This is a genomic window from Lachnospira intestinalis (assembly GCF_040095895.1).
Classification (GTDB): domain Bacteria; phylum Bacillota; class Clostridia; order Lachnospirales; family Lachnospiraceae; genus Lachnospira; species Lachnospira intestinalis.
This window is the reverse complement of the sequence record NZ_JBBMFS010000006.1, coordinates 59,932-72,626: the sequence shown is the minus strand read 5'-3', so window position 1 is coordinate 72,626 and position 12,695 is coordinate 59,932. Positions and strand designations below refer to the sequence as shown.

The 12,695-nt window shown below is 41.6% G+C and carries 10 protein-coding genes; all 10 read right to left on the bottom strand.

Features of this window, described 5'->3' with window-relative positions:
- Positions 1 to 33: 33 nt before the first annotated feature.
- The gene (locus tag WMO37_RS08455) at positions 34 to 678 is read right to left on the bottom strand and encodes a DUF1287 domain-containing protein (protein ID WP_349154785.1); all 645 of its coding nucleotides are present in this window, start codon (positions 676 to 678) and stop codon (positions 34 to 36) included.
- A 44-nt stretch (positions 679 to 722) separates the two neighbouring features.
- A complete protein-coding gene (locus WMO37_RS08450; protein WP_022431479.1) occupies positions 723 to 1,469 on the bottom strand; it encodes a CPBP family intramembrane glutamic endopeptidase in 747 nt (248 codons plus the stop codon).
- 126 nt (positions 1,470 to 1,595) lie between these two features.
- Positions 1,596 to 3,029 carry an adenylosuccinate lyase gene (gene purB, locus WMO37_RS08445; RefSeq protein WP_496111647.1) on the bottom strand — a complete coding sequence of 478 codons (1,434 nt, stop codon included), beginning with the start codon at positions 3,027 to 3,029 and terminating at the stop codon, positions 1,596 to 1,598.
- Between the two features lie 177 nt (positions 3,030 to 3,206).
- Positions 3,207 to 4,649, bottom strand: coding sequence for an amidophosphoribosyltransferase (gene purF, locus WMO37_RS08440; protein ID WP_022431477.1), 1,443 nt, complete (start codon positions 4,647 to 4,649; stop codon positions 3,207 to 3,209).
- Positions 4,650 to 4,732: 83 nt separating this feature from the next.
- Entirely contained in the window at positions 4,733 to 5,527 is a 795-nt protein-coding gene (locus tag WMO37_RS08435) for an ATP-binding protein (protein WP_349154783.1), read from the bottom strand.
- Positions 5,528 to 5,684: 157 nt separating this feature from the next.
- The gene (locus WMO37_RS08430; RefSeq protein ID WP_227089074.1) at positions 5,685 to 7,043 is read right to left on the bottom strand and encodes a glycoside hydrolase family 28 protein; all 1,359 of its coding nucleotides are present in this window, start codon (positions 7,041 to 7,043) and stop codon (positions 5,685 to 5,687) included.
- Between the two features lie 78 nt (positions 7,044 to 7,121).
- Entirely contained in the window at positions 7,122 to 8,555 is a 1,434-nt protein-coding gene (gatB, locus tag WMO37_RS08425) for an Asp-tRNA(Asn)/Glu-tRNA(Gln) amidotransferase subunit GatB (protein ID WP_349154782.1), read from the bottom strand.
- Positions 8,556 to 8,559: 4 nt separating this feature from the next.
- Entirely contained in the window at positions 8,560 to 10,002 is a 1,443-nt protein-coding gene (gene gatA / locus WMO37_RS08420) for an Asp-tRNA(Asn)/Glu-tRNA(Gln) amidotransferase subunit GatA (protein WP_349154781.1), read from the bottom strand.
- Positions 10,003 to 10,042: 40 nt separating this feature from the next.
- The gene (gene gatC / locus WMO37_RS08415) at positions 10,043 to 10,336 is read right to left on the bottom strand and encodes an Asp-tRNA(Asn)/Glu-tRNA(Gln) amidotransferase subunit GatC (RefSeq protein ID WP_022431471.1); all 294 of its coding nucleotides are present in this window, start codon (positions 10,334 to 10,336) and stop codon (positions 10,043 to 10,045) included.
- A gap of 466 nt (positions 10,337 to 10,802) precedes the next feature.
- Entirely contained in the window at positions 10,803 to 12,548 is a 1,746-nt protein-coding gene (aspS, locus tag WMO37_RS08410) for an aspartate--tRNA ligase (protein WP_022431470.1), read from the bottom strand.
- Between the last annotated feature and the right edge of the window lie 147 nt (positions 12,549 to 12,695).

Genomic DNA, 12,695 nt, shown 5'->3' with positions numbered 1-12,695 from the left:
TTAAAAACTTTTGCATTGCAAACCGGAAGTTGTTTAACTGATTCTATAATGTCCTATGATATCATCACGATGTTCCAGTATATCCTCTTCATAATATATTTGATATGGATTTGCATGATGGATAACAAAACATATATCTTTTCGATTTCTCTTGTCAGATATAATGCCTATATGTTTTTTAAATACAACAATATCTCCACCTTGCCATTCTTCTATTTCATTTATATCTGTAGTAAGACTTATTGCATTATTATCGAAATATACTTTTAAGTTTTTAACTCTTCTAAAATCTATATTTTTATCAACGGCATCTATATCATACAATTCTTGATTGTTTTTTATATCCTCATTTACTAATTCCATCAAATCATATCCTGCATCTTTTAAAGCAAAAGCTACTACATCAGTACAAACCCCATATTCATCATTTGGATAACCTGTATTGTAATATTTGCTTTTATATTTTGGATTAGTTTTTATGTAATTATTTGCATTATTTAATATATCTGTTTGGTCATCTATACCATCATTGTCTTTATCAATATTGCTCTTGTAAGCTTCTATATTGAAATCTGCATTTGTATATTTTTTATGTGGAATATAATTAAAACAATACAACACATATAAAGCAACCATTATTAGCACCGAAAAAACAATAAGCGTTATTCTCTTCTTCATACATTCTCCATTAAACAACTTCCGATCTGCAGGGATACAATAACTTATATTCTTTTCCTCTTTGATACATGAAATAAAAAACACGCAAAACATATACATACCACTTTGAATATATTACCTATAAGTGCATTATCATTTACAGTAATTTGGGATAATGTATTAATTAATGCGTGTGTCATTACACATATCCACAAACTATTTGAATATGCAAACAACGCCGAAAAAATAAAACAGTTTGTTAATAATCCCAATAAGAAATACGGAACATTGACAATTTCTATACTGCCATCAATATAAAAGAACAGGAAATGCCATATGCTCCAACACAAAAAAGTAATAATCGTTGCAGCAATATATGGAATCTTTTTCTCTAGGCAAGGTTGAAACGAATATCTCCAGCCTATTTCTTCTATTCCGCCAAACACTATTGCCTTAAAAAAAAGAACCAACAGAATCAGTAAGCTTTCTATTTTAAATCCTTTACTTACTATCACAGAACAAAAATCCATAAATAAAAATACCAGTACTACTGCATAGATTTTAATTGATTGCTTTATATCGAAAAAATCTTTTAATATACTTAACGGTCTTTTAGCATTATATTTGATTTGGTAAAATACACCCCAAAGTGCAGATGACACACCGCCAAATATAATAAAAACCATTCCCAAAAACGAATTGTATCCCAATTCATACCCTTTTGCTTTTAGTATCCCAACCAGTGCCGCAACAACAGTTATCTGAAGTAATGTCGGAAATAAAAAACCTTTGATAATTGACTTATTATTCATTATTCATCCCTTAAATAATTAAATTACGATTTAACAACTCCCCTGCATTATACCATAAAAATAACGGCACTGTATATCGCTGTCTACCAATATACAATGCCGTTATCAGCTGTTTCTTTTTTCTTTTTATACGTTAATCTCTGCTGTCATGCCCAGCTCGTCTTTGCTTGCAGCAAGAATCGGCTGAATCACTTCTGCTAAGTATTCTTCAACCTGCTCCTTAGAACGTCCGACATACTTCATCGGGTCTAATTTTGCCTGTAATTCTTCAAGCGTTACGTTAAACATCGGGTCTGCTGCGATTAATTCAAGCAGATTGTTGTCTAAGCCTTCCTGCTTTACACGCTTGCCTGCTTCCATAGAAAGCTCGCGGATTCTTTCGTGCAGTTCCTGTCTGTCGCCGCCTGCCTTTACAGCGTCCATCATGATATTTTCGGTTGCCATGAACGGAAGCTCTGACATCAGTCTTCTGTTGATAACCTTATCATATACAACCAGTCCGTCTACAACATTTAAGTAAAGGTCTAAGATACCGTCTACTGCTAAAAATCCTTCCGGAACGGATAATCTCTTGTTGGCTGAATCGTCCAGTGTTCTTTCAAACCACTGTGTAGAAGATACGATTGCCGGATTTAACGCATCACAGATGACATAATCTGCTAAAGATGCCATTCTTTCACTTCTCATCGGATTTCTCTTATAAGCCATGGCTGATGAACCAATCTGTGATTTTTCAAACGGTTCTTCGATTTCCTTTAAATGCTGTAATAAGCGGATATCATTAGAGAACTTATGTGCGCTTGCCGCAATGCCTGCAAGAATATTTAATACTCTTGTATCTACTTTTCTTGAATAAGTCTGTCCTGATACCGGATGACATGCTTCAAAGCCCATTTTCTGTGCAATCTTTTTATCAATCTGCTTAATCTTTTCATGGTCGCCGTTAAACAGCTCTAAGAAAGAAGCCTGTGTTCCGGTTGTACCCTTACATCCGAGCAGCTTCATAGTTGAAAGCACGTAGTCGAGGTCTTCTAAGTCCATAACCAGTTCATTGAGCCACAGTGTTGCTCTCTTACCGACAGTGGTCGGCTGTGCAGGCTGGAAATGTGTAAATGCCAGTGTCGGCTGTGCCTTGTACTTGTCCGCAAACTTTGAAAGTTCGTTGATAACGTTGACTAACTTTTTACGAACCAGTTTTAAGCCCTCTGTCATAATAATAATGTCGGTGTTATCGCCTACGTAACATGAAGTTGCGCCTAAGTGGATAATGCCCTTTGCTTTCGGACACTGTAAACCATATGCGTAAACGTGTGACATTACATCGTGGCGTACTTCCTTTTCACGCTTCTTGGCATCTTCGTAGTTGATATCGTCTTTATGTGCCTTTAATTCGGCAATCTGCTCGTCTGTAATATCAAGTCCTAATTCCTTTTCTGTTTCGGCAAGTGCAATCCAAAGTCTTCTCCATGTCTTAAATTTCATATCCGGTGAAAAAATGTACTGCATTTCCTTGCTTGCATAACGTTCTGCAAGCGGTGTCTGGTATCTGTCGTTCATGATTTAATCCGCCTTTCTTTTTTACATCACTCTATATATTGCACACATTCTATACATCTTTCATACTTTATGTACTGAGTGTATTTATATATCACATATTATATACAGTCTGTATATTCTCATTCTCCATTCGTGCCGTTTCATCAAACCGATCGAAGAAAGCTTTACTTCTCTGTCTGTTTAGCCCATTTCGCCACGGATATCCTGTGTCGGCGGCTCTATCGGGTAATTTCCGGTAAAGCAGGCATCACAGTAATCTTTCTGTCCGTTAATCATTTCACTTAAACGGTCTACTTCCAGATAGCCGAGGGAATCTGCACCAATCAGCTTGCAGATTTCGTCTACGGTGTGTCCTGAAGCAATCAGCTGGTCTTCTGACGGAATATCCGTTCCGAAGTAGCATGGGTGCTTAAACGGAGGAGAACTGATTCTTACATGCACCTCTGCTGCGCCTGCATTCTTTAACAGGCTGACAATTCTTGCACTCGTTGTACCGCGCACAATGGAATCATCAATCATGACAACCCTTTTGCCTGCCACCGCTTCTTTTAAAACATTTAACTTTACCTTTACGCTGGACTCGCGCTGCTCCTGCTTCGGCTTAATAAAGGTTCGTCCTACATAGTTGTTCTTAATAAAAGCATTGCCGTATGGAATACCGGACTGCATAGAATAGCCAAGTGCCGCCGCATTTCCGGATTCAGGCACACCGACAACAAGGTCTGCTTCTACCGGATGTGTCTTTGCAAGAATCTTTCCTGCATTGATACGGGATTCGTAAACGCTCATGCCGTCGATATCGCTGTCCGGACGGGCAAAATAGATATATTCAAAAATACATCTTGCTTTCTTTTCCTGACAAAGACTGGTATCCGATGCAATACCGTCCTTTGTAATCGTTACGATTTCACCCGGAAGCACGTCACGAACAAATTCTGCACCGACCGTATCAAGTGCGCAGGTTTCTGATGACAGAAAATACGCATTGTCACGCTTGCCGATACAAAGCGGCTTAAAGCCAAACGGGTCTCTTGCGCCGATTAACTTTCTGGGACTCATGACAATAAGGGAATATGCACCTTTTAACTTCTGCATTGCACCCTTTACCGCCTCTTCAACGGTTCCAACCTTTAATCTCTGTCTGGCAATTAAATATGCAATTACTTCAGAATCAATGGTAGTCTGGAAAATTGCTCCTGTGTAAGAAAGTTCTTCTCTTAATTCCAGTGCATTTAAAAGATTACCGTTGTGAGCAAGTCCCAGTGTTCCTTTTACATAATTTAAAACCAGTGGCTGGGCATTCTCTCTGACACTGCTTCCAGCTGTGGAATATCTGACATGTCCAACACCGATATTTCCTTTTAAATTCTCAAGATTTTTTGCATTAAACACTTCATTGACAAGTCCCATATCCTTGTGTGCAAGGACTTTTCCCTTCGGGCCTTCTGTGTCACTGACTGCAATACCGCAGCTTTCCTGTCCTCGGTGCTGTAATGCAAATAAACCATAATAAATCGTTGATGCTACATCATTTCCGTCGAAATCATATGCGCCGAAAACACCACATTCATCATGTAATTCATCTTCAACCGTTTTGTCGGTCTGATTAAGATAGTTCTTCATTGACTCCTCCATAAAATTTTGCTGTATTAACTATAAAATTATATAACACACTTTTGGCAAAATCAATATAGAAAATCTCATTTCTACTCCGCAATTAGTACAGTAGCGGAAAGCTTTTTTATCCCGCGGGATACCAAAAACGCAAATAAAAAGAAGCTGACACAGATAAGTCCTATCGGAAACAGCACCGAAGCCGGGCGCAGTGAAATGATTAAATGTGTAATCCCCATTGGCTTTAATATTGCAGTCAGAAGCTTTCCCGACAAAAGAACAGAGCAAATCACTCCCGGCACTGCTCCCGATACCGCAAGCATTAAAAAGCGCAGTCCAAACGACAACCGAAGCTGTATGGATGTCAGTCCCATTGCCTTTAAAATGCCGATATCCGTTTTTTCCTGCAAAAACATTCTGTGACAGAACATGATAACCACAATCAGTGCAAACGGTATGTCTTCGTCTTTCATTCCATTTCCGTAATCTTTAAAATTTATCTGCACCGTATCGTTATCTTTCTGCCGTATCGTAATATCCACCGGCATTTCCCCATATTTTGCCGCATTATTTAAAATGTTTTCCGTAAGCTGCATGAGCCTTTTTTCATCAGCCGAAATCACCCATTCCGAATCCGGCAGGTAAAGCCGTACACTGTCCATATCACTTATAGGCTCTGCCATCGCTTTCCGCATAAACGCGCACAGCTTCACTTCGTGCATATTCATTTCCAATTTGTCCATATCGGAAAGCGCGTGTAAAAATAAGTCATTGGTCAGCGCCGATACTTCATCGCATTTTCTGATAATAACTTCGGCAAATTTCATGCGCTTTTCGGGTGTCGTATCCATATGCACTGTCTGCGGCACACAATACTTTATACCCATAATCCTGTAACATTTCTGCAATTATCCACGATAAATCCTTATCATCATCCACAATTAAAATCTGATATTCCATGCTTTTTCCTGCTCTTATTTTAAAAATGCCGTGTAAAAACGCTTTTTAAAAGACATTTTTACACAGCCATTTGTCGTATATTTATTATGCTTCGATGTGGATATTCACACCGTCAATGACATTTTCTTTTTCTGCTTCAAACCATGAATCCCTGATTGTAATATCACTGATTGTTTCCGGTTTTCCCTGCATCGGCTCAATTTTTACGGCTGTTTCTGCGCCCATGCAGTTGATATTGTGCATGGTGATATTCTTAAAATATGGAATATCGTCTTCTGAAAATCCTTCTGCACCCTGTTCGCGGTTTAAAAGATTAAGCACATAAGACATTGTAAGAATCACCGCCTCATGCTTGATACCGGTCATCTGGATATGGCTTACCTCAATATCCTCTACCACGCCGCCGCGTCCCATGGCACTCTTAAAGCGCACACCGACATCCGTACCTAAAAATGTACAGTTTTCCACCAAAACGTGCTTTACGCCGCGGGACATTTCACTTCCCACAACGAAGCCGCCGTGTCCTTCATTGACAAGGCAGTCATGGATATACACATTTTCACAAGGGCCTTCAAAGGTACGCGCCTCTGCATTTTTACCGGATTTGATGCAGATTGCATCATCACCCGTTTCAAACGTACAATTATAAATTTCAACACCGTTACAGGATTCCACATCGATGCCATCACCGTTCTGCGCATAGTACGGATTGCGGATCACTGCGTCCTTTACCGTCAGATTCGTACAGAAAAACGGGTGAATATTCCATGCCGGTGAATTCATAAAGGTCACGCCCTCTAGCAGCACCCTGTCGCAGTATTCAAGGCTTACCATAACCGGACGGTAAAAGTCGTAATGCTGTTCCGCTTTCTTTAAAGCATCTTTTTCGTCCTTCTGGATATTCTTTTCATTGCCCAGAAATGCTGATTCTGTCGGAAACCAGATTCCCCCCTCTTTGGTATCGAGGACATTGCTGTTTTTCTTCATCAGCTCTGCCCACTGGCGCTCCGTCATCTTAAACTGTTTGACCGGCCGCCATAAGTCGCCGCTTCCGTCAATCACACCATCACCGCAGATTGCAATATTTTCTGCATGGTCTGCCGTAACCGGTGAAACAGTACGGATACACTCCTGTCCCTCGTAATTGGTCAGAATCAGCGGGTACTCCTCTATATTTTTTGAAAACTTTACAACCGCGCCGTGCTCTAAATACAGACACACATTGCTTTGCAGACGGATCGGTCCGGTAATCCAGATTCCTTTCGGAATCACAACCGTTCCGCCGCCCTCGTTTGAAATAACACTCATGGCACTATTGATTGCCGCCGCATTTCTTTTGCTTCCTGCAATGTCTGTCTGATTTTCCACTGCACCGAAATCTTTAATGCTCACCTTTTTATCCGGAAATTCCGGCAGGGTAATTAAAAAATCTGCTCCTGTCATTTATGTACTCCATTCTGCCTGCATACAGCCGCTATTTTGTGATATGCGCGGCAAAACTAAATTTACCGCGCATACATTTTACAATAATTCTTTTAAAATCTGATTGACCATGCCCGGGTTTGCTTTGCCCTTCATGGCTTTCATTGTCTGACCGACTAAAAATCCGATTGCCTTTTCCTTACCGTTTCTGTAATCTTCAACGGACTGTGGATTTGCCGCAATGACTTCTTCAATTGTCGCACGGAGTGCGCCCTCGTCATTGACCTGCTTTAAGCCGTGTTCTTCCACGTACTGTTCCGGATTAATATCCTCATCGAAAATCTTTTCAAAGATTTCCTTTGCAACTGAACCGTTAATTGTTCCTGCTTCAACAAGACCAATCAGCTTTGCAAGGTTTTCCGGTGAAAATGTAATGTCTTCCGGTTCCATTTCCTTTTCCTTTAAAATGCGCATCGTTTCGCCCATTAACCAGTTGGAAACCTTCTTTGGCTGGTTGCAGATTGCCGTGGTGGCTTCAAATAAATCCGCAAGCTTTTTGGAATCTGTAAGAATACCGATATCATAGTCCGGGATTCCAAATTCTTCTTTGTATCTTGCCATTTTTTCCGTCTTAAATTCCGGCTGGCGGGAACGGATTTCCTCTAACCACGCATCACTGATATGCACCGGTACAAGGTCCGGATCCGGGAAATAGCGGTAATCCTGCGCATCTTCCTTTGAACGCATGGCATATGAATATTCCTTATTGTCGTCCCATCTTCTTGTTTCCTGTACAACGGCCTCGCCGGATTCAATCAGGTCAATCTGACGGTTCTTTTCCGCTTCAATGGCTCTTGCAATGGCACTGAAGGAATTTAAGTTCTTTGTTTCGGTTCTTGTACCGAAGGCTTCACTGCCGGCTTCTCTGACAGACAGGTTGACATCGGCTCTCATAGAACCCTCCTGAAGCTTACAGTCAGAAGCACCCAGATACTGGATAATCAGTCTTAACTTATCCAGGTAAGCGATAACTTCCTCTGCACTTCTCATATCCGGTTCGGATACGATTTCGATTAACGGCACACCGGAACGGTTGTAATCCACATAAGATACATCGTCCCATTCATCGTGAACCAGTTTTCCGGCATCTTCTTCCATATGGATTTCATGAATCCGGATCTGCTTTGTCGTGCCGTCTTCTAACTCGATATCAACATGACCGTTGCGGCAGATTGGCAGATATAACTGTGAAATCTGATAATTCTGCGGATTATCCGGGTAAAAATAATTCTTACGGTCAAATTTACAATTCTGTGTAATCGTACAGTTGGTTGCAAGACCGACTGCCGCCGCATATTCCACAACCTGCTTGTTTAATACCGGAAGCGAACCCGGCATACCGGTGCAGACAGGGCATGTATGGCTGTTTGGAGAACCTCCGAAGGCTGTAGAACAGCCGCAGAAAATCTTTGTTTTGGTTGCAAGTTCTACATGGACTTCCAGACCAATGACGGTTTCATATTCTTTTGCCATAGTTTTAGTTCTCCTTTCTGCTCTGTTCATACGTATAAGCTGTCTGAATGAGTTTCTTTTCTTCAAAGCAGTTGCCGATAAGCTGCATACCGACCGGCAGACCGTTCTTATCCGTTCCGCAAGGCACGGTCATGCCTGGCAGACCTGCAAGGTTTACGGAAATGGTGTAAATATCACTTAAATACATTTTAATCGGGTCACTTAAAGAGCTGCCAAGCTTCGGTGCGGTTGTCGGTGCAGCCGGTCCGATAATGACATCATATTTTGCAAATGCTTCGTCAAATGCTTTTTTAATCAGCGCTTTAACACGCAGTGCCTTTAAGTAGTACGCATCGTAATAGCCTGAGCTTAATACGAAAGAACCCAGCATAATTCTTCTCTTAACTTCCGGTCCGAAGCCCTCGGAACGGGTCTTTTTGTACATATTGTGCAGACCTTCGTAATCCTTTGCACGGTATCCGTATTTTACACCGTCAAAACGTTCCAGATTGGAACTGGCTTCTGCTGCCGCAATCGTATAATACGTAGGAATTGCATATTCTACAAGGCTCAAATCAAATTCTTCAACAATTGCTCCCTTTGCCTTTAAGACTTCAACTGCATTCAGCACCGATGCCTTGACATCAGGGTCTAAGCCTTCCCCGAAGTAATCCTTTGGAATGCCGATTCTCATGCCTTTTACATCATCAACCAGCGCACTTGTAAAATCGGTATCTTTGCGCTCTACCGATGTAGAATCCTTTAAATCATGGGAAGCGATGATTTCCATAATCGTTGCACAATCGGTTACGTCCTTGCAGAGCGGTCCAATCTGGTCTAAGGATGAACCGTAAGCGACCAGTCCGTAACGGGATACGGTTCCGTAGGTCGGCTTCATGCCGACAACACCGCAGTAAGATGCAGGCTGTCTGATAGAACCACCTGTATCAGAACCCAATGCAAAAAAGCACTCGTCTGCCGCAACCGCTGCTGCCGAACCGCCTGAAGAACCACCCGGTACGTGTTCCGGGTTGCGTGGATTTTTTGTAACGCCATATGCAGAGGTTTCTGTGGTAGAACCCATGGCAAATTCATCCATGTTGGTCTTACCAATCATAACCGCACCGGCTTCCTGTAATTTCACAACGGCTTCTGCATCATACTGCGGAACAAAATTTTCCAGAATCTTTGATGCACACGTTGTCACAACGCCCTTTGTACAAAGGTTGTCCTTAATGGCAACCGGCACACCGGCTAAAGGTCCGGTCAGTGTTCCGGCTTCAATCTTTTCCTGTACTTCTTTGGCTGCCTGCATTGCTTTTTCTTTATCTATCGTGATATAGCAGTGATACGTTTCTTCTGTTTTTTCAATCTGTTCCAACACTGCTTTCATTGCCTCTACTGCTGTGGTTTTACCGGCTTTGATTTCTTTTGCCAGTTCCACGGCTGTCAATTCCAACAAACTCATATTTATCTCCATTCCGAAGCGTTTCACGCTACCGTTTTACTTAATCGACTGTCTTTGGCACAACAAATGCATCTTCTTTCCGTTCCGGTGCATTTGCAAGTGTGGCTTCACTGCCGTCCCCGTTGGTTACGACATCTTCACGCATCACATTTTCAACCGGGAATACATGGGACATCGGTTCAACGCCCGTTGTATCCAGTTCATTTAACTTATCAATATGGTCTAACATGCTTGCCATATCTTTTTTAGCTGCTTCCTTTTCCTCGTCAGAAAGCTCTAACTTTGCCAGAATGCCGACATATTCAATGGTTTCGTCACTAATTACATTTGCCATATTTCCTCTCCATTCCGCAGGCGTTATGCGCCGGAGGATTCGCGGACGGATTTTCATATCCGTCCTGCGATAAAAGATATTTTGTGGTGCCTGCTCCACAAAATATCTGTGTGAAAAAGCTGTAATTTACGGCTTTTTCACACTCCTCTCCAATCTGAGCGACTTTGTCGCGAAGCGGCGAAGTGAAATTCGCGCAGGCGATTTCACTTCTGCCATCAAAGCTATTTGCCTTCGCAGAAGCAAATAGCAGTGTGAAAAAGCTCTAATTTATGGCTTTTTCACACTTCTCTCCAATCTGAGCGACTTTGTCGCGAAGCGGCGAAGTGAAATTCGCGCAGGCGATTTCACTTCTGCCATCAAAGCTATTTGCCTTCGCAGAAGCAAATAGCAGTGTGAAAAAGCTCTAATTTATGGCTTTTTCACACTTCTCTCCAATCCGCAGGCGTTATGCGTCGCAGGTCAATATTTAATCACGCACTTTGATATGCACTTCTCTTAACTGCTGTTCTGTTACTTCGTTTGGTGCGCCGCACATTAAATCCTGTGCTGTACCGCTCATTGGGAACGGAATAATTTCACGGATATTTTCTTCGTTGCGCAGTAACATAATCATACGGTCGATACCAGGTGCCATACCGGCGTGTGGCGGTGCACCGAACTGGAACGCATTGTAGAGTGCGCCAAACTTTTCTTTTAATACTTCTTCATCATAGCCTGCAATTTCAAATGCCTTTACCATAATCTGCATATCGTGGTTTCTTACGGCACCGGATGATAATTCTACACCGTTGCAGACAATATCATACTGGTAAGCTAAGATATCTAACGGGTCCATTGTATTTAATGCTTCAAGACCGCCCTGTGGCATAGAGAATGGGTTGTGTGTAAATCCAATCTTCTTTGTTTCAGGGTCTTTTTCAAACATTGGGAAGTCATTAATGTAGCAGAAACGGTATGCGTTCTTTTCCAGTAAGTCAAGCTTTGTACCAAGTTCTGTACGAATCTGTCCTGCAAAGTATGCAGCTCTTTCTTCCTTATCTGCCATGAAGAAAATTGTATCTCCGGCTTCAAGTCCTGCAAGTTCTAAGAATTCCTTCTTCATATCGTCCGGGATAAACTTATCAATCGGTCCCTTGTAAGATAAATCTTCAAGAACTTCCAGATAACCCAGTCCGCCCATGCCAATGCCTGTTGCAAACTTCAACAGCTTTTCATGGAAGCCCTTAGACATATTTGCATGAACCTTTACGGCACGGACTGTCTTTCCGATAAACGGCTTAAATGTACATCTCTGGAAGAAATCTGTTACATCAATAATACGAAGCGGATTTCTTAAATCCGGCTTATCTGTACCGAACTCTAACATTGCCTGCTTGTAGCTGATAATCGGATACGGTGCCTTTGTTACTTCATAACCTTCCGGTGCAAACTTTTCAAATGCGGCTGTCAGCACTTCTTCACCCACACGGAAGACATCTTCCTGTGTTGCAAAGCTCATTTCAAAGTCTAACTGATAGAATTCTCCCGGTGAACGGTCTGCTCTTGCATCTTCATCACGGAAGCACGGTGCAACCTGGAAATACTTATCAAAACCGGATACCATTAACAGCTGCTTATACTGCTGTGGTGCCTGTGGCAGCGCGTAGAACTTACCCTTATATTTTCTGGACGGTACGATATAATCTCTTGCGCCTTCCGGTGAAGAAGCACAAAGAATCGGTGTCTGAATTTCAAGGAATCCCATTTCTGTCATCTTCTGACGTAAAAATGCGATAACCTGTGAACGGAAAATCATGTTGTTCTTTACTTTTTCATTTCTTAAATCCAGATAACGGTATTTTAAGCGGACATCTTCACGAACCTCTTTAGAAGTCATAACTTCAAAAGGAATGGTTGAGTAAACCTGTCCGAGCATTGTAATCTTCTTTGCTTCGAGTTCGATTGTTCCTGACGGAATCTTCGGATTGTATGTTTCTTCATCTCTTTTTTCTACCACGCCTTCGATAGAAATACACTCTTCCTTCTTAATGCCCTTTAAAAGTTCAGGGTCACGGATAACAACCTGTAATACGGCATACATATCTCTTAAATCAATGAAAGATACTCCGCCGTGGTCACGGATATTTTCAACCCAGCCTGCAACCTTTAACTCCTTTCCGATGTCCTGTTCACTCACATTGTTCAATGTGGTATCTCTGTAAATGTTTCCCATTCTTTTTTTGACTCCTTTTCTTTAAATTTATAGATATTTTTGTCATTTATTTCACAAGCTATCCGCTTTGTGTGAAAAAGTAAAACGCGCACAATATTTATGCCGTATCATCAGTCTGTGTACCGGAACATTCGGGCTTTCTTACGA